Source organism: Colwellia sp. Bg11-28 (genome assembly GCF_002836245.1).
GTDB classification, from domain to species: Bacteria; Pseudomonadota; Gammaproteobacteria; order Enterobacterales; family Alteromonadaceae; genus Colwellia; species Colwellia psychrerythraea_A.
Genome location: NZ_PJBA01000006.1, coordinates 1,992,224 through 2,012,479, shown reverse-complemented (window position 1 = coordinate 2,012,479; position 20,256 = coordinate 1,992,224). Strand labels below are relative to the sequence as shown.

Below are 20,256 nucleotides of genomic sequence, written 5' to 3'. Positions count from 1 at the left end.
ATGGTTCGCTTCACATTTTAGCCAACGTTTTTTATCCGCTTATCGCGGCGTTATGTATTTCAAAAAGGATGCAGTTCATGTCTGGTAATTATCCAAGTAGAATAAAGAGTCTACCGTTATATGATGGTAGGTTTGATGCTTATAAACTGGAAGCAAAAGAGAGTGAAGTCTTATTTGCTTCGTACCCAGCAGGAACATCAATTCCATCGCATACTCATGGTACTGATAATCATGGGGTTATTACTCGCGGTGAATTACTATTAACAATGAATGGTACAACGACGCATGTGGCAACAGGAGATTGGTATCATGTGCCTGCACATGTAGAGCACTCAGCTCATTTTGACGTTGATACTGATGAAATCGAATTTTGGTTTAAAGACAACACATAAAAATATTTAAACCTTGAACAGAGATTAAATTTATTATTATCATCTCGGAATAGTTATAGTAATAGTCGATTTTTTAGTGAGTTAATTATCGTGCGAATAAAGTATCCCTTAGCAATATTCTTTCTATTATGGTGTGCAATGACTATTGCAGCGCCGACTTCTGATTGGAAAAAAATTGTTCGCGATACTCCTTATTCTTTTAGTAAAGGGGCGTCCAAAAACTTAGCAGAATTACGCCGCTGGGTATTACTGTCGAATGGTTATTGCGAATTCCCTGACCGACATGTGTTTTTTGATCAACGGGGTCAATTCTTAACCTGGATGGATAATGAAGATACGGGCATAGCGACACAGGAAAAGTTAAATAAAATTCGTCTGCAATTACATCAAAATAAAAAGGTTAACCGCTGGATTGAAGGGAGCATGTCTACCATAGGTTATCCCTTTGCGCTGAGTTGTGATCAGCCATGGGTTGATATTCGTGCGGCTATTGACCGAGTAAAAGGCATAACGCCGGACTCGAAAGTATGGGGCACTTGGGACGGTGTTAAGGCCGGTACAGAGTCTAATCCTATTAGCTTAGAGGCATTGGTCGGGTTAATGTTTCAACACCGCAGTTCACAGTTAGTTAAGCCAATAGATGCCTTGTCATTAAGGTTGTTTGTCGCCCAGTTGATTATTGAAAGTGGTGCAAAAAAACATGTTCGTTCAAGTGACAATGCTTTAGGGATGCTGCAGTTAAAACCTGAGGTTTTGAATGATTGTGGTATTGCAAAACGCTTCTATCAACATCGTATGGCACAGGTAGATTGCGCTGTACGGTTATACGTGATGATTAGCCGAAATCTTCAACCAGTATTTTCATCGGTATTTGGGCATCTTGAGAAGGCAAAAAAACAAGCACTCTTCGATATACTTTTAGTTCAATCTTACCACTCAGGGATTGGCGCTATGACAAAATTACTCACGGACACTGAAATGGGAAAAGCTGCCCGATATTTTGCTGAACATGAGCAACAATTCTCTGTTGAAGATATTGCTACTGGCATGATATTTCATAACTTGGGTCGCCAACCTTGGGGTTGGGAGTCACTCTACTATGTACTGGATATTATGATCGTGTCTAAGTCCTTATCCGCACACGATAGTTAATGGTTGGTTTATCTCCATGTCCTGCTTTATTCGGATGAGAATTGAGCCAAACCTTCTAAAATAGGGCAGTCAGGGTTATCGTTACCATCACATTTATCCGCTAGTTTTTGTAATACTTCTCTCATTTGCTCTAGCTCCAATATTTTTGCATTTATCTCTTGTAAATGACTCAGTGCTAGTTGCTTCACGTGTCGACTTTCTCTATCAGTATCGAGCCAGAACTTGAGCAGTGACTGAATTTCAGTCATGGAGAAGCCTAAGTTTCTCGAATGACGGATGAATCCCAATTGTTGTATGTGCGCTTGGTTATAAAGTCGATAGCCTGCATCTGTGCGACTCGCTTTTTTCAACACGCCAATCTCTTCATAGTATCGGATCATTTTGGCTGACACCCCCGTTAAACTAGAGGCTTTGCCTATGGTGACAAGTTTATCCATGTTATTTCTCCTTAAGAGTCCAACGTTGTAATAACAATGCGTTACTGACGACAAATAAGCTACTAAATGCCATTGCAGCACCCGCAATAATAGGGTCAAGATAACCAAAGGCTGCTAGAGGAATTCCCACAGCATTAAAGATAAAGGCCCAAAAAAGGTTTTGCTGTATTTTGCGATAAGTCAGTCTTGCAATGATCAATGCCGTGGGTACTAGGCTTGGCTTACTGCGCATTAAAGTGAAAGACGCAGCGCTAACCGCAACATCAGTACCCGATGCCATTGCCATGCCCAAATCTGCTTGTGCTAGCGCTGGCGCATCATTAATGCCATCACCAACCATAGCAACCTGATAACCTTGCTCTTGATATTGCAGAATATATTTTGCTTTATCTGCTGGCAGCACCTCAGCTTTAAAATCGTCTAACTGTAATTCTGTCGCCACCGATGTTGCACTCGCTTGATTGTCACCGGTCAGCATAGCAACCTTTATACCTTGTTGTTGCAATAGCTTCACAGCCTGCAGCGCATCAGATTTTAATTTATCACTAAAACAAAACAACCCAAGTAATGTTATTTGATCTTGTTGCTGACTAGCCAACCAAGAAACAGAAGCCCCCGTTATTTTTATTTGTTCGGTTGGCAGTGTTACGCCTAACTCTTGCATCCAATGACTACTGCCCATCAATACTAAATTGTCAGCAATGTTGCCTTTGACACCATAACCCGCGACAACCTGAAATTCATTGACAGGTAATGCTTGTGTCCCTTTGGTTAATGCCTTTTCAACCACTGCCTTGCCTAATGGGTGCTCACTATTTATTTGTAAGGAATAGGCCAACTGCAATACTGTTTCTTCACTGCCACTGATGACCGTCATTTCATTTACAACAGGTTTGCCTTGGGTCAAGGTGCCTGTTTTATCAAATACCACTAAATCGATTTTTTTTGCCTGCTCTAATGCCACTGCATCTTTAACCAATACGCCTAATCTGGCAGCGGTTCCTGTGCCTGCCATTATGGCTGCAGGAGTTGCCAAACCAAGTGCGCATGGACAGGCAATAACTAAAACGGCTACCGCATTGAGAATGCCATTGGTCCAGTCATCAAATACTAAACCTGTCACCAATAAGGTGGTAAGTGCGACCAATAACACCACAGGAATAAAGATACTGCTGACTTTATCTACTATTGCCTGTACGGGGGCTTTAGCACCTTGGGCTTGCTCAACTAATTCAATGATTTTAGATAAGGTAGATTCGGTACCAACATTAGTGGCACGGATCTCTAAAATACCGTCCAAGTTAAGTGAGCCACCCGTGACAATATCACCTTCTTTTTTACTTAACGGAATCGATTCACCACTAATTAACGCTTCATCCAGATGACTCTGCCCCTGTAAAATCTCACCGTCAACAGGGACGCTTTCGCCGGGTATTACTTTAACTTTTTCACCTGATTGCACTGATGAAGCGGCCACTTTTTGCCATTTACCTAAGCGTTGCACTGTTGCCTCAACAGGTTTCAAATTTTCTAATGCTCTAAGTGCATCAGTTGTTCGGCGTTTTGCTTTGTGTTCTAAATATTTACCCAGCAGAACCAAGGTGATTACTGCGCTACTGCTTTCAAAATATAAGTGCGGCATGCCATGAGCGCTATCAAAGCTCGACCACAAATATAAAGATAGTCCGTAGGCTGCACTGGTACCGATGGAGACAAGAAGATCCATGTTGCCCATGCCAGCTTTTAATGCCCCCCAGCCTGCACGATAAAAACGAGCGCCAAAATAGAACTGTACTGGCGTAGCTAACAACCATTGCCAAACAGGCGGTAACATCCACTGTTGCGAAAAAAACATGCCTAACATGGGTAACACCAGTGGCAAGGTAAGTAGGCCTGCTCCCAATACGGGCCACAAGGCTTTAGTATAAAAAGGCTGATGTTGACTGGGTTTATTTATCACGCTGTCATTGTTCAATGGGATAAAAAGGTAACCGGCTTGTGTCACGGCTTGGGCTATTTGTTCATCAGTTACAAAGGATAAAGTTTTTACTTGTACGTGCTCGGTGGCTAAATTTACCGATGCACTGACCATACCGGTTACTTTTAGCAATGCCTGTTCGACCCGCTTCACACAAGAGGAGCAACTCATCTTTCCAATACCAAATTGCTTTACCTTTACTGGCACTTGATAACCCGCCTCAATAACAGCCGTAATTAATTCACTATGACTGGCAGTACCTTGAATAGTTGCCGTATCTGTAGCTAGGTTGACTGTAACATCTGTCACGCCAACCACTTTGTGTAACGCCTTTTCAACACGACCGACACATGAAGCACAGGTCATACCGTCAATTTTGAATTGTGTAGTTGTATTCATAAGCTTCTCATCTTAATTGAATTGTAGAACTAAGCTGAGGTTAAAGCTTACCACGGTAGTAAGGTCAACTGTTGTTAGGAGAAAAGATGTTATTAATGAAAATTGACAGTATGACGTGCAATCACAGGACTCGAAGATGGGAAAAATCATTCTTGTGAAGGCTTTGTCAGATCAGCGATTCGTTGATTTTCAAACCGTTCTCTATTTAAGTTATGTTGTGCAATTAACAGCTCGCTATTTCCGATGTGTATTTGATGTCTACTTTACGCCTCATTGATGTTTTTATGACATCGATTTAGTTGATGAATACAAGTGTTTTTTTTATCTTATTGATATGTAAGTATTTATTTTATTGGCTCTGTTTTTGCTATATAAGAAACATTAAACAAAAACTTAAGTTATAGGATACTTATATGAAAACAATAAAATCAATGCTTCTTATCCCAATGTTGCTAGTAAGTAGTTACTCAAATGCTGATGAAGTTGTGCAAAGCGTACCTGATAATAGTGTCGGTCAAGTTATTGGGGGTTGGAGTTCTGTTATAATTGGTGGGGTTTTAGGCGGACCTGTAGGTGCTATTGCAGGCGGCTTAGTCGGTGCTTGGGCAGGTGGTGGCGTGCAAGAATTATCAGGTACTAGCGGTAACTCTTACGTAGTGAAGCAAGAAAATGAGGAAGAGGTGTTAATTCGCTCGCCAAATTATACTTTTCAAGTGGGCGATAAAGTCAAAATAGTAGGACTTAGAGCTATACCGATTGAAACTAATGAATAGTACAGCTTCGTTATTTTTGATGAGTAATAAATTTTCAGTGAAAGTCTCAAACTAAACTCAAGCTAAACCAAAGGACGTTAAATGACTAATATTCTACTTTTTGATGAAATTAACAAGGTAGCTGTAACGAATCATGCTTCAGAAAAGAAGTTGCCTGGTGATTTAGCAATGTGGATTTTCATTGTTATGGAACTTACTGTTTTTGCTATATTTTTCATTGCTTTTGCCGTTACGCAGCGGATACAAAGTGAAATGTTTATTGAGGGCAGAGCCACACTTAATGCTTCCATCGGACTATTTTGCACCTTAGCTTTAATTGTTAGCAGTTATTATGTTGCCTTAGCTGTTGAAGCAGTGAAGAAAGGTAAGAATTTTGTCGCAAGTCGAAGACTGATACTTGCTCTACTTAGTGCTACCGTATATTTGGTCTTAAAGCTGAGTGAATATACAACCTTGGTTGGGCTTGGTTATGACCTATCAACGAACACCTTTTATACCCTTTACTTTTTCATTACTGGCTTTCACTTTATGCATGTCTTATTAGGAATGATTATTTTGGCTTATATGGGACTTAAAGCACGCAAAGATTCTTATATTCCGACGGATAGTAATGGTTTTGAAGCAGGAGCTTCGTACTGGCATATGGTTGATCTTGTTTGGATTATTGTTTTTTTTCTTATTTACATCATTCACTAGGATAAATTATGAATCGCTTAATTAATAATGTGCATTTTTCAGAAATTATTCTGATAGTACTAACACTGGTTAGTACTTTATTGGCACAATCAAATAGTCAGACAAATCTAGTTGCGATATTAGTTACCCTGTCAGTAGTGATAAAAGGCCAGCAGATCGTCGATGTTTTTATGGAGCTAAAGAGGGCACAAGCTAAATGGCGCTGGCTTTTGTTAAGTTACGCTATTTTAGTCCCTACGATATTAGCTATCATTATATATACCCGCTCCACTTGAAGATGCTCGTTTCAGGAAGTCTGAGCGCTTCATGATCAAGGCGCATTTTTTTATTAAGGGTTATTCTCTTAAAAAGAAAGGTAACGCAGAGTATTACTTGCTCAGCCTTCCCCAAGGGGCTGGTTTAGAAGCGCTTAATGCTGCGTTATTGATTTCGACAATAGAATAACTATTCTCTTCAATCAATGCCTTGCCTAAAGGCGTTTCTAATTCCAGCTGAGTCATGCATCTTCAAGTGGAACGGGTATAGTTAAACACGCTATAATCATTGAATTACTAATGATTTATTCTTTTTCCCCACGTTGGAATATTGCTTGTGCTTGAAAAAACGTTACTAAAAATTGCTTTAGATCTGAGTTTAAGTTTACCTAAAAAAGCCCATTATCAGCGTTTAATGTTGGCCGTTAATGAAGTGATGCCCTGTGATGCGGTAGCCTTACTGGTATTACAAGATGATTATTTGGTTCCTGTCGCGGTTGACGGTTTGTCACCCGAAGTACTGGGAATGCGCTTTTCTCCTGAAGAACACCCAAGATTAAAAGCTATCTTATCTTCGCGTAAACCCATTCGTTTTGATGCCGACTCAAGTTACCCTGACCCTTATGATGGCCTGCTATCGATAGACCCCAAACGTGTACTTGATGTTCATGATTGTATGGGCTGCTGTTTATATGTTGAAGAGAATCTTGTTGGCGTACTCACGTTGGATGCGTTGCAAGTTGGTGCCTTTAGTAATGTCGATGATATTACCGTTGCGACTTTAGCTGCGCTTGCAGCAGCAACGATACGTAATGCTAACTGTATCGCTGTGTTAGAGAAAAGAAATGAGAAAGCATTGTGTTTAACTAATGAATTGGTGAAAGACGCTCATAAAGCCAAAGGTGATGATTTTGTTGGTGAAAGCCCGAAAATGCTGGAATTAAAAAATGAGATCAAGGTAGTCGCCAATTCAGAGCTTTCGGTATTAATTACCGGAGAAACTGGCGTGGGTAAAGAGGTTGTCGCACGTACTGTTCATGCGCAATCACGTCGAAGTGAAGAAGCAATCGTGCAAATAAATTGTGCGGCTCTGTCAGAAAATATCGCGGAAAGTGAATTATTTGGTCATGTGAAAGGCTCGTTTACTGGCGCCAATAAAGATCGCATGGGTAAATTTGAGCTCGCCAATCACGGTACATTATTCTTAGACGAAATAGGTGAACTGTCTTTAAATCTTCAAGCAAAACTATTAAGAGCTATTCAAGAGGGCGAGATCCAGCGGGTTGGTGCGGATAAAAATTTCTATGTTGATGTGCGAATTATTGCTGCGACTAATCGAGATTTATCCAAAGAAGTTGCCCAAGGACGATTCAGAGAAGATCTTTATCACAGGTTAAGTGTATTTCCGCTTAATGTTCCCTCTTTACGTGAACGAATTGATGATATTCCACAGTTGAGTGGCTTTATCTTAAATAATATTAAAGGAAAAATTGGCACCAACAATGTCAGAGTGAGTAAAACGGCTATGCATCAACTCATGCAATACGACTGGCCTGGCAATGTTAGAGAACTGCAACACGTGCTTATGCGTGCAGCATTGAGAGCGGCAGCCAGCGCAGAAGGAAAAGTAGCAGTGATAGAACTTAAACATTTAGGTTCAGACTTTGTTGCGGATATCGCTGTTGAAAGTGGCAGTATTACTCCTGTAATCTCTACTGACAATAAATCATTTAACGAAATACTATCGGATTTTCAACGTCAGTTGATCACACAAGCAATGGAAGATAATGATCATGTGTGGGCAAAAGCTGCGCGTCAACTGCAACTTGATAGAGGCAATTTATATCGTCAAGCGAAACGTCTAGGGTTAACCTAAGTTTTATAATTAACAGCATGAAGCCAATAATCAAAATGAAGCCAATAGTTTATTATTGGCTTCATTTTTTTAGGCTGCTTATTTCAAGAGCTCACCTATTTAAAGAAGTTAGTTATTTTAAACTGGCAAAATAGGCAGAAAGATTCTCTATATCACTATCAGATAATGCACCAGCCATGCCTTGCATCACCGCCGCCTGACCACCATTTCTCTTCTTAGAACGATAAGCTTTTAAAGAACTAACCAAATACTGCTGGTTCTGTCCAGCCAGGTTTGGGTAAGTGGGAATTATTGCTTTGCCCTTTGCACCGTGACAGCCTGCACACATACCTGATTTGGCTTTACCAGCTGCAATATCTCCAGCGAAACTGCTAAAAGACAATGTAACTAGTGCAAGTGTTACTGAACTCAATAGTAATTTTTTCATAATTTTCCTTAGATTAATGTTAGACCTAGTCAAATAATAGCAACCACTGTGCCATATTATATCTACTTGTTTTTATAAGATTTTTTAAATTTTTTGATTTGTTTAATTTAGTTTGATGTCATAACGACTCGGTATCTTGAGTTATATGGACACGTTTGTTCTATATTATTATTACTGTTTTATTTATCTTAATGATTTATAAGCTTTTATTATTATGGCATGCCTTCTGCAGTACCATTACTGCAATATGTGTTACATGAGTGGACTCAACATTGTGGTAATGAACTTGATAGAAGTGAAAATCACCATGAATTAACCCACATATTTCATTATTTAAAAAATACCAATTCTTCAAGTTGCTGAGGCAACCCTGAGAACATGCTAACTGTACCAAGGAGGTACTTATGAAAACCCTAACTACAGATGTTGCTATTATCGGTGCAGGTCCCGTTGGTTTATTTCAGATATTCGAGCTTGGCTTACAAGGATTAAGTACTGTTGTAATTGATAGTTTGCCGGAGATAGGGGGTCAATGCAGTGAGCTATACCCAGATAAACCTATCTACGATATTCCTGCCTTGCCTAACGCAAAAGCCAGTGAAGTGATAGATAACCTTTGGCAACAGGCTGCAATTTTTGACCCTACATTTTTATTGGCTGAACGGGTAGAACATATCGAGAAAGTCTCAGAGCATTCTTTCATCGTCACGACTCATAAACAGACACAAATTCATTGCCGTGCAGTCGTTATTGCGGCGGGTAATGGCGCTTTTTCACCTGTTAAATTAAAACTGCCGTTAATCGATAAATTTGAAGATACACAACTGTTTTACCGTATTAGTAATATCGAACATTTCAGAGATAAGAATGTGGTTGTGCTAGGCGGTGGTGATTCTGCTTTGGATTGGAGCTTAACGCTGCAAAAAACAGCTAAGAGTGTGCTTCTTATTCATCGAAGTAGTCATTTTAAAGCAGTAAAAAGCAGCGTTAATAAAATGTATGAGTTATGTGAGCAACTAAAAATGCAGTTTTTATGTGGCCAAGTGAGCAGTTTTCAAGAAAAAGAAAATAAGCTAATAGGACTGACTATTACCTCAAAAGATGGCGTTAACCGCAGAGTGGAACTTGATGAACTCGTCGTTCTTTTTGGGATGTCACCCAAACTTGGACCAATAGATAATTGGCAGCTTGAAATGCATCAACACCAAATAAAAGTAGATACGCAATCATTTCAAACATCAGTAACTGGCATTTATGCCGTGGGCGATATTAATTATTACCCCGGTAAAAGAAAGCTTATTCTGAGCGGCTTTCATGAGGCAGCGTTAGCAGCGTTTTCTATTGCCGAAACCGTTTTAGAGAAAGACCGTATTCCCACGTTATACACAACGACGAGTCCGGTAGTACATCAACGATTGGGAGTAGAACACTCACTGGAAGAGATGTTGAGTTAATCATTGATTACCGTCAGATAGCATAAATGCAGATCAGATGGTCTCAGTGCTCATCTTTTCAAATCAAACTTAACTAAATTAACTAAAACCAGATAAATAGCTAAAAATAACTTACTTAACCGTTCAATCAAATAATAGGAAAACATCATGTTTAATATTTTCAAGACTAACAAAGCGCAAACCAACGATAACGTATCAGCACAGTCAAACGAACACGATAATGCTGTAAAAAATAACTCAACTGAAGAGGAAGAGAATAAAAAAGTGCATGGCGAAGATGGCGTATGTTGTGGTGGTTGTGGAGGTGAATAGTGCAGAGTCATCGATAACAATAGACGAAATTAACGGCTGATTACGCTTGAGCTGACATTGCTTAAATAGATATTCAATTAATAAAGGTATAAACATAGAGGAGTAAATCACTCATACTTTAGCATGACAATGATTAAGCTGGTGTTTTTTAACTTGTTGTAATGTAATCCTTTATTGTGTATTGGTTGCTTTGTAATTGACTTCACTCTGATTGATTTTTGACGAAGACTGCACCATCATCAGCGTTAATTATGATCTCAGGAATGTTTATGAAAAGCGTCTCAGCCTGTCTAAGCTTTTTTATTATCTTGCCCGTATTAGGACAAGATATAAATGATATGGAAAAAATTAATGTTTATGGTCAAACGCCACTGTCGAGTACTGTCGTCAGTGATCACAGTGCTTTTGGCAGTGTTCAAACGATAGATGCGCAAGCGCTTGTTCAATCGCAAGCTATCTCTTTAGCCGAACATATGAAGAATCAGCTGACCAGTCTGCATATAAATGACGTGCAAAATAATCCATTTCAGCCTGATGTTCAATACAGAGGGTTTACCGCTTCACCGCTATTAGGCTTACCTCAGGGCATCTCTGTTTATTTAAATGGCGTACGATTTAATGAACCCTTTGGTGATACCGTAAATTGGGATTTAATACCTCTTGCGGCGCTTGACACTGTTTCTTTATATTCTGGTTCAAACCCTGCTTTTGGCCAAAACACCTTAGGCGGTGCGCTCGCGTTACAGACAAAAAATGGCTTTAGCTATACACAAAATGAGCTTGAGGCTCGTTTTGGTAGTTTTGGACAACAACAATATACGGTGCAATCTGGCGGTAATAAGAGCAATTGGGGTTATTATTTTGTTGCCAACAAGTATCAAGAGGATGGTTGGCGAGATCATTCTGCAAGTGAATTACAACAGATGCTTGCAACCCTTACTTATGCGAGTGAACGTCGTACCATCGATTTTATTGTTTCTGCCAATAATAACGAAATGCTTGGTAATGGCGCAGTGCCAGAAAAACTTGCTGGATTAGCGGGTAGAAGCGCTATTTATACCCAGCCAGATAAAACCGACACGAGTTTTCAACAGTTCATTGTTAAGGCCGACAATGTTATTAACGATCAAATGTCATGGCAGGCAAATGTTTATTATCGCCAAAACGAAATTAACAGCTTAAATGGTGATGACAGTGATTATGAAGAGTGTGAGTCTGGCTCGCTTTATAGCTTGTGTGAAGAGGGTGAAGATGACTCTTTAGAGCGAGTTCATTTTGTTGGTTATGATGAAGATACTTGGTTAAGCGAACTAAGTGATATTGATGCAGACGATATAGATGGTACTTTGAACACAGGTTTCACGGATAACGAGAGTTATGGTGCTGCGCTGCAATGGGTTGGATTAAGTCATTTTGATACTTCTGAATCTTTCTACGCTGTTGATAATGAATTTATTTTTGGCTTGGGTGTAGATCAAGCTCAAATTAGTTTCAACAGCGATACCCAATTTGGCATACTTAATAATGAAACAGTAGATGATGACCGTTCGGTAACCGGTATTGGTTTGTATGATAGTGAATCACGTGTAAGTTTAAAGGTGAAAACTCAACAGCAATACCTTTACTTTTTAAATGCGATGACATTCGGAGGGAATTTTACCCTTAACCTCGCTGGTCGTTACAATTACGCCGATGTGAGCATGAAGGATCAAATTGAGACTGGCAAAGGCTCACTAAACGGTGAGCATGTTTTTCATCGTTTTAATCCGGCAATTTCTGTTAACTATAAGCTTAATCAAGAGTACACGGTGAAATTAAGTTACAGTGAATCTTCACGTACACCCAGTCCTGCTGAATTGAGTTGTGCGGATGAAGAAGACCCGTGTAAATTACCCAATGCTTTTGTTGCCGATCCGCCTCTTGAGCAAGTTGTTGCCAAAACAACAGAAGCGTCTTTGCATTACGATAATACCAATTTTTCAGCGCTAGCCACGGTTTTTTCAACCTTGAGTTATCAAGATATTATCTTCCAACAGGCGGGAGAAAAGTCTAATGAAGGTTATTTTATCAACCTTGATAAAACTCAACGCCAAGGGTTAGAACTTGCGTTTTCCACCCAAGTTGGCGATGTTGATTTTAGTGCTAGTTATAACTATTTAAAAGCAACGTTTGAATCTCCCTTTGTCTCTTTTAGTCCTGTTAATCCTTTAGGACCGAACAGACAAGTTAATCCAGGTGATGAAATACCAGGACAACCTCAAAACCAGTTTAAATTCCATATAAATTGGATGTTCAACGACCAGATAAATGTCGGCACAGAATTTTTATATGCCTCTTCATCTTATTATCGAGGTGATGAAGCAAACGATAATAAGAAAATACCGGGTTATGCAGTAACCAATATTTATCTGAATTATCAAATCAATGAGCGACTACGTTTATCTGCGAAAGTGGATAATTTATTTGACCGTCATTTTGATACGTTTGGAACCTATGGCGAAGCCGATGAAGTGTTAGGCGAACTATACCCAGATACGGAATTTGATGAATACTTTGTCGGACCATCAAGACCACGTGCTATCAGCGTCAGTATTAACTATCAGTTCTAAATTTATTTGAATCGGTAGAATACTGGCGTACTCACTAAAAGACGAGCTTTGTCATACTAAAGGAGGAAAGCATTGTTGCAGCAGTGAGAATAGGATTAGGGTATGTATTTTATCTCTTATAAGATCAAATCGATGTACAAAAACTCTTATCCTGCTTACCTTTCTTATTGCGCCTTATCACTAACTAGCTTAAGTGGGATAGCGCTGGCAGATGATGATATAAAAATCGAGCAAAACAATTCATCTCATACCGAGGTTATTGTCATTACCGGCAGTCGACAAGCCTCTGACTTGTTGAGTTTTGCCGGCAATGTCGATCGCATTTCCACTGAAGATATCGACATTGTTAGCGCTGTTCACCCTAGCGACATTCTTAATCGTGCAACTGGCGTTCATATTCAAACTAATAATGGCATGGAATCATTGCCTTCAATGCGCTCTCCTGTGCTAACAGGACCGGGAGCTGCTGGCGCCTTTTTGTTCCTCGAAGATGGTATTGCTACGCGATCTGCTGGTTTTGCCAATAATAATGGTCTATCAGAGCTGAACCTTGCGCAAGCCAGTGAAATAGAAGTTATCAGAGGACCCGCTAGTGCTGTCTATGGCTCTAATGCCGTGCATGGTGTGATTAATGTCTTAACAAAAGCCCCGAGTGATGAAGGGGACGTTTTATTACTATTTGGTCCGAATGAACGCGTTCAACTTCAAGGCACGCTAGGTCGGGAAATGGATCAGCAAGGTGTCAGTGGTAATTTTCAAGTTATTGACGAAGAGGGCTATCGAGATGATAGTGGCTTTACTTCATTTAAGGTCAATGGCAGACATGATTATGAAGAAGGTGTTGATAAAATTAGCACGCTTATTTCAGGTTTTGTACTAGATCAAGATACCGCTGGTTTTATCTCTTCAGGTGACAATGGAAGTGATTGTTATAGTTCTGACTATGCAGATGAAAATCTTTATCAAGACCGTAATGCAATGGAAAAAAATTGTGATGATGATGCCTATCGTAAGTGGTCATCATTACGTATTGCTACTAACTGGCAACGTCTATTAAGTGCTAAAACTCACTTCAGTATTACCCCATACTTTCGGGTCAATCAAATGGAATTTCGCCAACACTACTTGCCGTCAAAAGCGATAGAAGAAAATAGTCATTACAGTGTCGGAGTTACCAGTAATTATTATTGGCAACTAGAAGCTAACCTAGCGTTAGTCATGGGTATTGATGCTGAGTGGACTGAAGGAGAGCTGACCCAAACGCAACAAAAGCCAGATACCTTTAGTTTTGGTAAAGCACGACAACAAGGCACACATTATGATTATGAGGTTGAGGCTTCAACGATAGCGCCCTATATTCAAGCAGACTGGCAAGTGAACGATATTTTAAAGTTCACCGGTAGTATCCGTTTTGATGCCACCGAGTATCGTTACAATAATCTCATTGCTGACGGCACCACTAAAGCTGATGGTAGCAGTTGTGTTAATAACTCAGGCGAAGCGACCCCTTGTTTGTATCTTAGACCGAGTGATAGCGATGATCACTTTAATAATACTAGTACCAAGCTTGGCTTTAATTATCAATTTGCTGATGATACCGCGTTGTTTGGCGCTTGGTCGCAAGGATTTAGGGCGCCACAAACGACAGACTTGTATCGATTACAAAATCAACAAGTGGTAGGAGAAATAGACTCAGAGGAAATTAGCAGTACTGAGATAGGTGTACGTGGCGTAACTGACAAATTTCATTATGAAGCTGTTATTTATACCATGACTAAAAATAACGTTTTCTTCCGCGATGCTAGTGGCCTCAATGTTACCGATGGTAAAACTTCACATCAAGGTCTTGAACTCGGCGTTAACTATGACTTTACTGAAAGCATCAATCTGGCTATTAATTACAGTTATGGCGAGCATGAATACGAATTCGACCGTCCAAGCAGTGGCGTGGTAAAAGGTAATGAGATTGATACCGCACCTAAAAACCTTGCCAATACACGATTACGCTGGTTACCAACGACTAACACAACCCTTGAACTAGAATGGTTACATATGGGGGACTACTTCTTAGACCCAGCTAATGAGCGTAAGTATAAAGGGCATAACTTGTGGCAACTTCGTGGTGCTGTTCAAATAAATCGTCATGTTAATTTGTTTGCCCGTATTGAGAACCTAACCGATGAGAAATACGCTAGTCGTGCTGATTATGCGTTTGGCTCTTATCGCTTCTTTGGTGGTCAACCGCGCGCTATTCACTTTGGTGTTAGTGCCAACTTTTAGTCCAGACTAAGACTAGAATTAATATTGAATCGATAGAAAAGGAAAAAAGATGAGTAAATGGTTTATTGGCTTGATGGTATGTTTTTTCTTATCTTCTTATGTCGTTGCCCAACCTGAGGTACGTGTTGGTGTTTTAAAGTTCGGCACGGTTAACTGGGAAATTGATGTGATTAAACATCATCAACTCGATAAGAAGTTTCAGTTTGATTTAACCGTAATGGCATTAGCCAGTAAAAATGCCTCTGCGGTTGCCTTACAAAGTAAGGCGGTTGATATTATCCTCAGTGATTGGCTTTGGGTGAACCGTCAGCGTTTTGAACAGAGAATGTATACCATGTACCCAACCTCAATGGCGACTGGAGGACTTTATGTTTCTGCTAATTCTGCAGTTAAATCTTTGGCCGACCTTAAAGGAAAAAAAGTAGGTATTGCTGGCGGAGCTGTTGATAAAAGTTGGTTGTTATTGCAAGCCTACAGTCAAAAAAAATATGGACTTGATTTAAAGAAGCAAGCTGAACCTACTTTTGCCGTGCCACCTTTGTTAAATAGACTAATGCTACGCGGTGATTTAGACGCCGCAATTAACTTTTGGCACTATGGCGCTAGACTGAAAGCGGCAGGTTATAAGACCTTAGTGACTGTGCCTCAAATGCTTGCGGAACTTGGAATTGAAACTAAAATACCTTTGTTAGGTTGGGTATTTGATCAAACATGGGCAAATGAACATCCCGAGGCGATAACACGATTTTTGCAAGCGTCACTAGAAGCCAAGCAAATATTATTATCATCTGATAAAGAGTGGCAACGTATTCGTCCCTTGATTAAAGCTGAAAATGAAGACGTATTTACCCTATTGAAAAAAGATTATCGCGCAGGTTTGTTACGTGAATTTGGTGACAAAGAAATAGCGGCAAGTCAGCAGGTTTTTGAGATATTAGCAGAGCAGGGCGGCAGTGCTTTGGTTGGTAAAGCGACGGCATTAAGCGAGGGAACTTTCTGGCGAAACAATACGCTGGATAAAACGAGTCGTGCTAAGAGTCTTCAATGAAACTCTTTTTCAACAAAAATGTTGCAACACCAAAAAGCTTTTTTAAAAATATCCCTTTACACAAAGGCGCTTTGACCATGAGATTTTCAAGGGAGTTGTTTTCACTTTTATTATTGCGGCTCGGCGTTATTATTGTAATCTCTGCATTATGGCAGGGTTTGGCATGGGTAATTGCTAGCCCAGATTTTCCTTCACTATTTGCCGTGATTAACAGTGTACAGTTTCACCTCAATGAAGGTGAGATGGTGACTAATATTTTGATTACGCTTAGACGTGTATTACTGAGCTTTATTATTGCGATGCTGTTAGGCGGCATTATTGGAATAATGATGGGGGTTAATGCTCGGATTAATAAACTAAGCGATTCGCTGCTTATTATCATGCTTAATATTCCAGCCTTGGTGACTATTTTACTTTGTTATATCTGGTTTGGTTTAGTTGAATCTGCGGCCATTGCTGCAGTGGTTATTAATAAGATCCCTACGGTAGTTGTGATGATACGAGAAGGAGCGCGAGCGGTCGATAAAGACTTATTGGCGGTTGCTAAAATTTACCAACTGTCAGCCAGTAAAACCTTTTTTAATGTATTTTTACCGCAACTTTATCCCTTTATCATTGCTTCTGCCCGCTCAGGGTTATCTTTAATTTGGAAAATAGTATTAGTGGTTGAGTTGCTAGGGCGAAGTGATGGCGTCGGCTTTGCACTGAATACCTTGTTTCAATTTTTTGATATTGCAGGGATTCTTGCCTATACCCTTGTCTTTGTTGTGATTATTTTACTCATTGAAGCGCTGATTTTTAAACCCTTTGATAAACTTGTTGCCAGAGGAACCCGTTTTGATTGAACTCAATGTCGCTATAAAAAATAAGTATTATGCAAACAGTGACCAAGCGGTATTAGCGCAATTGGATTTTACTGTGAAGCCTGGAGAGTTTGTTGCCCTCATAGGGCCGTCGGGTTGTGGAAAGTCGACCTTACTTAATATGATTAGTGGTCTTGAAAATTGTTCGGGCCAGCACATCTCTTATAATGAGAACGCTTATAATGAACGGGCTTTGCAAGAAGAGGGTGAAAGTAATAAAGCGTTACATCAACTCGGCTATATTTTTCAACAGCCCAGGTTAATGCCTTGGCTTACCGTTCGAGAGAATATTGAGCTGATACTACAACCGAACCAGTTTCACAAAATTGATGATTTATTAGCGCAAGTTGGTTTAGCAAATGAAGGGGAGTATTTTCCAAGTCAACTTTCTGGTGGCATGCAACGACGGGTAAGCATCGCGCGTGCCTTTGCAATAAATCCACAGTTGCTGTTATTAGATGAGCCTTTTAATTCTCTTGATGCGCCTACTGCAGCACGATTACGACAACTGTTAATTGATTTGTGCGAACAAAGAGGTACTACCGTTGTGTTTGTAACCCATGATTTGCAAGAAGCTGTTTATTTAGCTGACCGCATTATTTTTATGAGTGACTCTCCTAGTACCATAGTTCATCAGAGCATTGTTGATTTGCCTAGGCCGCGTAAAGAGTCTGGGGTGTCTGAGTTAGCATGGCAAGCAAAGCTTTTATCTAAGTACCCAGGCTTACTTGCGGGGCAAATTGACTAACGCGCGATATTTATTTGCGTAAGGCAATAATAAGATCAATTTAAAAGGATGAACAATCAGTGCTGTAAATATTGTCGACTCTGTTATTACTTTTACTTACCTTTACTTAGTTTTTCATAGTAAAAACTCTTAATAGCTCAATTAAATAAAGTCAGCCTTGTCGTCATATTGTTCATTTATTTGTCTTTTAGTTCCCGCTCAGAGCTCTATTACTCCCTCAAATTAGTCCGTTTATTCCAACTAACAAAAGCAATTACTCACTTCTCATCCTTGCTCCCCCTAAAGTAGTAAGCCTTTTGTATGCGACTAAATAACAAGCTATTTGGGTAAGTTGACTCATTCTCTTTCTATTGGATGGTTTTATCATGGATGTACTAAATAATAACGATAAAACGGGAAGCATGAAAATGACTAAACTATTTAAATTAAGCTTAATTACAGCAACAATGACTATGGCAGCATTCAACGCAAATGCAGCAGTTGAAATTTACGAAAAAGATGGCATGTCATTTAGTGCTGATGGCTTAGTCAATGTCTTTTATTCTAACAGCTCAATTGATTCAACCAATGCTGCTGGCATGGAAGAAGATCGTACTCAATCGCGTGTTCGCACAGGCTTCCTACCAAGTAATATTGGTTTTAATTTTGCTAAGCAATTATCAGATGTGAAAATTGGTATGCGCTCTTCATTTTGGGTTTCTCTAAGTGATAGCGATAATAATCGTGATGCATCGCCAGCTGATTTGGGCACAGGTTCACTAATTGATGTGCGTCAATTCTATGCAACGGTAAGTGGTAGCTGGGGTGAAGTTTTACTTGGTAAAGATTTTGGTCTCTATAACCGTGCTAATATTTTAGGTGATGAACTGTTACTTGGTTTTGGTCAAACGTCTGACTTTTTTGGTTTAGTTGATGGCGGTAATGTGTCTTTCGGTAACATTGCTACGGGTTACACTTACCCAATGCCAAAAGCACAAATGACTTATAGAACACCTGAAATGAACGGCTTTAAATTAGCGGTAGGTATTATGGACCCTAATAAAACAGCGGGAGACTCATCTGAAGAATTACCGCGTTTTGAAGCTGAATTAATGTACAACACAAGCTTTAATGAAAACAGTTCAATGAAAGCCTGGGTTAGTGGTGTAGCGCAAACTAGTGAAATAAATGATGTTGAACAAAATCAATCAGGTATTGGCTACGGCGTTAACGTTATGTTTTCAGGCTTATCATTAACTGCTTCTGGTTATAGTTCAAAAGGTTTAGGTCATGTTGCAGGTTTAGATCATATTGTTGGGGTTGATACGATTGAATCTGATGGTTATCTAGTACAAGCAGCCTACACAATGGATGATAACCGTTTTGTATTAACTTACGGTGAATCTGAAACAACAAATGCTGGTAATGTTGAGGTTGTTGGCATTGTTGGTGATGCGGTACATAGTAATACCGGTGTGGCTTATTTTAGAACGATTGTTCCTGGTGTAACAGCGGTATTTGAATATAACAATACCGAAGTTGATGCAACTAACTCACTGATAGCAGAAGATAATAACACCTTCTCAATTGGCGCAGTGGTAACTTTCTAACGCGCAGTTCATCATGCTTCCTCGTTAGTGTGTGGGGAAGGTGATGAATATTAATTTACACCCAAGCGTTATGGTTAAGCAGATTTTAGCTATAATTAGCAACAGGCACCTTTAAATGGCTTGGGTGTTTATTGATCTATTGTTGGGTAAGTGTTGCACTAAAAGATGAGTTACCTACAACTAACGTAGGGTTAACTAAGTACTTGTAACATGTTAAGTTTAAATAGTTAATTTAATCGCATGGTAGTTAGCCTTATGTATAAAATTTTAGTCGCAGACGATCATCCGTTGTTTAGAGATGCCATTGTAAATATTATCGGCATAAAGTATCCCGGTTCAACCACCTATGAAACTGAGGATGTAGAATCGACACTCGCTTTCGTTAAAGATAATGATGAGATTGACTTAATATTGTTAGACTTGAATATGCCTGGTATGTCAAACCTCAGCGGTTTGCTAGATCTACGTAATCAATGCCCGACAACGCCTGTTGTTATTGTTTCAGCAGAGCAAGAGAAACAAAAAATTCTACAAACCCTTTCTTATGGTGCGGTTGGTTTTATAGCCAAATCATCTTCGAAAGATGTTATTGGCGATGCACTAGACAGTATCTTTCAAGGCAACGTATATTTACCATCAGATATTATGCGCTCGCCAACGAACTCAACAGTGACTAAAAATGAGTTTCAAGCCTTACCTGAAAGTATTTCCTTATTGACTCGGCGTGAATTGATTGTGTTACAACACTTAACTAAAGGTGAAGCAAACAAACAAATTGCCTTTAATTTACATATTTCTGAAACAACCGTTAAATCACATGTTTCATCCATTCTTAAAAAGCTAGGTGCATCTAATCGAGTGAAAGTAGTACTCGGCTGTAGCGATATCGATTTTAATCAATATTTAAAGCGTTAGTTTTATTTTCCTTCCAATAATTGAGGACGTAAGTACCTCAATTATTCTATGTCA

Annotated in this window: 19 protein-coding genes; 15 read left to right on the top strand and 4 right to left on the bottom strand. The window is 39.6% G+C overall.

Annotated features, from left to right (window positions below; translation table 11 throughout):
* Positions 1-77 precede the first annotated feature (77 nt).
* Together CXF79_RS15935 and CXF79_RS15930 are read left to right on the top strand one after the other, a co-directional pair.
* On the top strand, positions 78-392 hold the full coding sequence (locus CXF79_RS15935; RefSeq protein WP_101156154.1) for a cupin domain-containing protein: 315 nt from the start codon (positions 78-80) through the stop codon (positions 390-392).
* A 138-nt stretch (positions 393-530) separates the two neighbouring features.
* Positions 531-1,544 (top strand): hypothetical protein, encoded by a 1,014-nt coding sequence (locus CXF79_RS15930; RefSeq protein WP_232769199.1) that lies wholly within the window; start codon positions 531-533, stop codon positions 1,542-1,544.
* Between the two features lie 26 nt (positions 1,545-1,570).
* On the opposite strand, the gene cueR is transcribed toward CXF79_RS15930, so the two are convergent.
* Both cueR and CXF79_RS15920 read right to left on the bottom strand, forming a co-directional pair.
* Positions 1,571-1,981, bottom strand: coding sequence for a Cu(I)-responsive transcriptional regulator (gene cueR, locus CXF79_RS15925; RefSeq protein WP_101156150.1), 411 nt, complete (start codon positions 1,979-1,981; stop codon positions 1,571-1,573).
* Position 1,982: 1 nt separating this feature from the next.
* A complete protein-coding gene (locus CXF79_RS15920) occupies positions 1,983-4,358 on the bottom strand; it encodes a heavy metal translocating P-type ATPase (protein WP_101156148.1) in 2,376 nt (791 codons plus the stop codon).
* Positions 4,359-4,771: 413 nt separating this feature from the next.
* Here CXF79_RS15920 and CXF79_RS15915 point away from each other — a divergent pair, with 413 nt between their 5' ends.
* The 3 genes from CXF79_RS15915 (at position 4,772) to CXF79_RS15905 (ending at position 6,102) form a co-directional block, all read left to right on the top strand.
* Positions 4,772-5,131, top strand: coding sequence for a hypothetical protein (locus tag CXF79_RS15915; RefSeq protein ID WP_101156147.1), 360 nt, complete (start codon positions 4,772-4,774; stop codon positions 5,129-5,131).
* Positions 5,132-5,212: 81 nt separating this feature from the next.
* Entirely contained in the window at positions 5,213-5,827 is a 615-nt protein-coding gene (locus tag CXF79_RS15910) for a cytochrome c oxidase subunit 3 family protein (protein WP_101156145.1), read from the top strand.
* 8 nt (positions 5,828-5,835) lie between these two features.
* Positions 5,836-6,102: a cytochrome C oxidase subunit IV family protein gene (locus CXF79_RS15905; RefSeq protein WP_101156143.1), complete on the top strand. Its 267-nt coding sequence runs from the start codon at positions 5,836-5,838 to the stop codon at positions 6,100-6,102.
* A gap of 93 nt (positions 6,103-6,195) precedes the next feature.
* Here CXF79_RS15905 and CXF79_RS23830 read toward each other — a convergent pair whose 3' ends face one another.
* On the bottom strand, positions 6,196-6,327 hold the full coding sequence (locus CXF79_RS23830) for a hypothetical protein (protein ID WP_269801471.1): 132 nt from the start codon (positions 6,325-6,327) through the stop codon (positions 6,196-6,198).
* Between the two features lie 91 nt (positions 6,328-6,418).
* On the opposite strand from CXF79_RS23830, the gene norR reads away from it, so the two are divergent.
* Positions 6,419-7,957 (top strand): nitric oxide reductase transcriptional regulator NorR, encoded by a 1,539-nt coding sequence (gene norR, locus CXF79_RS15900; RefSeq protein ID WP_198560073.1) that lies wholly within the window; start codon positions 6,419-6,421, stop codon positions 7,955-7,957.
* 112 nt (positions 7,958-8,069) lie between these two features.
* Here norR and CXF79_RS15895 read toward each other — a convergent pair whose 3' ends face one another.
* A complete protein-coding gene (locus CXF79_RS15895) occupies positions 8,070-8,384 on the bottom strand; it encodes a c-type cytochrome (RefSeq protein WP_101156139.1) in 315 nt (104 codons plus the stop codon).
* A 404-nt stretch (positions 8,385-8,788) separates the two neighbouring features.
* Here CXF79_RS15895 and CXF79_RS15890 point away from each other — a divergent pair, with 404 nt between their 5' ends.
* The 9 genes from CXF79_RS15890 (at position 8,789) to CXF79_RS15850 (ending at position 20,202) form a co-directional block, all read left to right on the top strand.
* On the top strand, positions 8,789-9,838 hold the full coding sequence (locus CXF79_RS15890) for an NAD(P)/FAD-dependent oxidoreductase (RefSeq protein WP_101156138.1): 1,050 nt from the start codon (positions 8,789-8,791) through the stop codon (positions 9,836-9,838).
* A gap of 147 nt (positions 9,839-9,985) precedes the next feature.
* The gene (locus CXF79_RS15885) at positions 9,986-10,150 is read left to right on the top strand and encodes a CCGSCS motif protein (protein ID WP_081428709.1); all 165 of its coding nucleotides are present in this window, start codon (positions 9,986-9,988) and stop codon (positions 10,148-10,150) included.
* A 269-nt stretch (positions 10,151-10,419) separates the two neighbouring features.
* A complete protein-coding gene (locus tag CXF79_RS15880; RefSeq protein ID WP_101156136.1) occupies positions 10,420-12,759 on the top strand; it encodes a TonB-dependent receptor in 2,340 nt (779 codons plus the stop codon).
* Positions 12,760-12,891: 132 nt separating this feature from the next.
* Complete coding sequence (locus CXF79_RS15875; protein WP_232769198.1) at positions 12,892-15,039, top strand: TonB-dependent receptor; 2,148 nt, start codon at positions 12,892-12,894, stop codon at positions 15,037-15,039.
* Between the two features lie 49 nt (positions 15,040-15,088).
* Complete coding sequence (locus CXF79_RS15870) at positions 15,089-16,087, top strand: ABC transporter substrate-binding protein (RefSeq protein ID WP_101156132.1); 999 nt, start codon at positions 15,089-15,091, stop codon at positions 16,085-16,087.
* Positions 16,088-16,164: 77 nt separating this feature from the next.
* Positions 16,165-16,932: an ABC transporter permease gene (locus tag CXF79_RS15865; RefSeq protein ID WP_101156401.1), complete on the top strand. Its 768-nt coding sequence runs from the start codon at positions 16,165-16,167 to the stop codon at positions 16,930-16,932.
* Complete coding sequence (locus CXF79_RS15860; RefSeq protein WP_101156130.1) at positions 16,925-17,698, top strand: ABC transporter ATP-binding protein; 774 nt, start codon at positions 16,925-16,927, stop codon at positions 17,696-17,698. Before CXF79_RS15865 ends, CXF79_RS15860 begins: the two co-directional genes overlap by 8 nt.
* 407 nt (positions 17,699-18,105) lie before the next feature.
* Positions 18,106-19,287 carry a porin gene (locus CXF79_RS15855; protein ID WP_011042755.1) on the top strand — a complete coding sequence of 394 codons (1,182 nt, stop codon included), beginning with the start codon at positions 18,106-18,108 and terminating at the stop codon, positions 19,285-19,287.
* Positions 19,288-19,542: 255 nt separating this feature from the next.
* Positions 19,543-20,202, top strand: coding sequence for a response regulator transcription factor (locus tag CXF79_RS15850; protein WP_011042756.1), 660 nt, complete (start codon positions 19,543-19,545; stop codon positions 20,200-20,202).
* The last annotated feature ends 54 nt before the right edge of the window (positions 20,203-20,256 follow it).

Bases quoted from the DNA above. Each gene is read 5' to 3' on its own strand.
- CXF79_RS23830 (WP_269801471.1), bottom strand. From the start codon at position 6,327: ATGACTCAGCTGGAATTAGAAACGCCTTTAGGCAAGGCATTGATTGAA.
- CXF79_RS15885 (WP_081428709.1), top strand. From the start codon at position 9,986: ATGTTTAATATTTTCAAGACTAACAAAGCGCAAACCAACGATAACGTA.
- CXF79_RS15935 (WP_101156154.1), top strand. From the start codon at position 78: ATGTCTGGTAATTATCCAAGTAGAATAAAGAGTCTACCGTTATATGAT.
- CXF79_RS15910 (WP_101156145.1), top strand. From the start codon at position 5,213: ATGACTAATATTCTACTTTTTGATGAAATTAACAAGGTAGCTGTAACG.
- CXF79_RS15895 (WP_101156139.1), bottom strand. From the start codon at position 8,384: ATGAAAAAATTACTATTGAGTTCAGTAACACTTGCACTAGTTACATTG.
- CXF79_RS15855 (WP_011042755.1), top strand. From the start codon at position 18,106: ATGACTAAACTATTTAAATTAAGCTTAATTACAGCAACAATGACTATG.
- CXF79_RS15850 (WP_011042756.1), top strand. From the start codon at position 19,543: ATGTATAAAATTTTAGTCGCAGACGATCATCCGTTGTTTAGAGATGCC.
- CXF79_RS15930 (WP_232769199.1), top strand. From the start codon at position 531: ATGACTATTGCAGCGCCGACTTCTGATTGGAAAAAAATTGTTCGCGAT.
- CXF79_RS15905 (WP_101156143.1), top strand. From the start codon at position 5,836: ATGAATCGCTTAATTAATAATGTGCATTTTTCAGAAATTATTCTGATA.
- cueR (WP_101156150.1), bottom strand. From the start codon at position 1,981: ATGGATAAACTTGTCACCATAGGCAAAGCCTCTAGTTTAACGGGGGTG.
- CXF79_RS15915 (WP_101156147.1), top strand. From the start codon at position 4,772: ATGAAAACAATAAAATCAATGCTTCTTATCCCAATGTTGCTAGTAAGT.
- CXF79_RS15870 (WP_101156132.1), top strand. From the start codon at position 15,089: ATGAGTAAATGGTTTATTGGCTTGATGGTATGTTTTTTCTTATCTTCT.
- CXF79_RS15865 (WP_101156401.1), top strand. From the start codon at position 16,165: ATGAGATTTTCAAGGGAGTTGTTTTCACTTTTATTATTGCGGCTCGGC.
- CXF79_RS15920 (WP_101156148.1), bottom strand. From the start codon at position 4,358: ATGAATACAACTACACAATTCAAAATTGACGGTATGACCTGTGCTTCA.
- CXF79_RS15875 (WP_232769198.1), top strand. From the start codon at position 12,892: ATGTACAAAAACTCTTATCCTGCTTACCTTTCTTATTGCGCCTTATCA.
- CXF79_RS15880 (WP_101156136.1), top strand. From the start codon at position 10,420: ATGAAAAGCGTCTCAGCCTGTCTAAGCTTTTTTATTATCTTGCCCGTA.
- CXF79_RS15890 (WP_101156138.1), top strand. From the start codon at position 8,789: ATGAAAACCCTAACTACAGATGTTGCTATTATCGGTGCAGGTCCCGTT.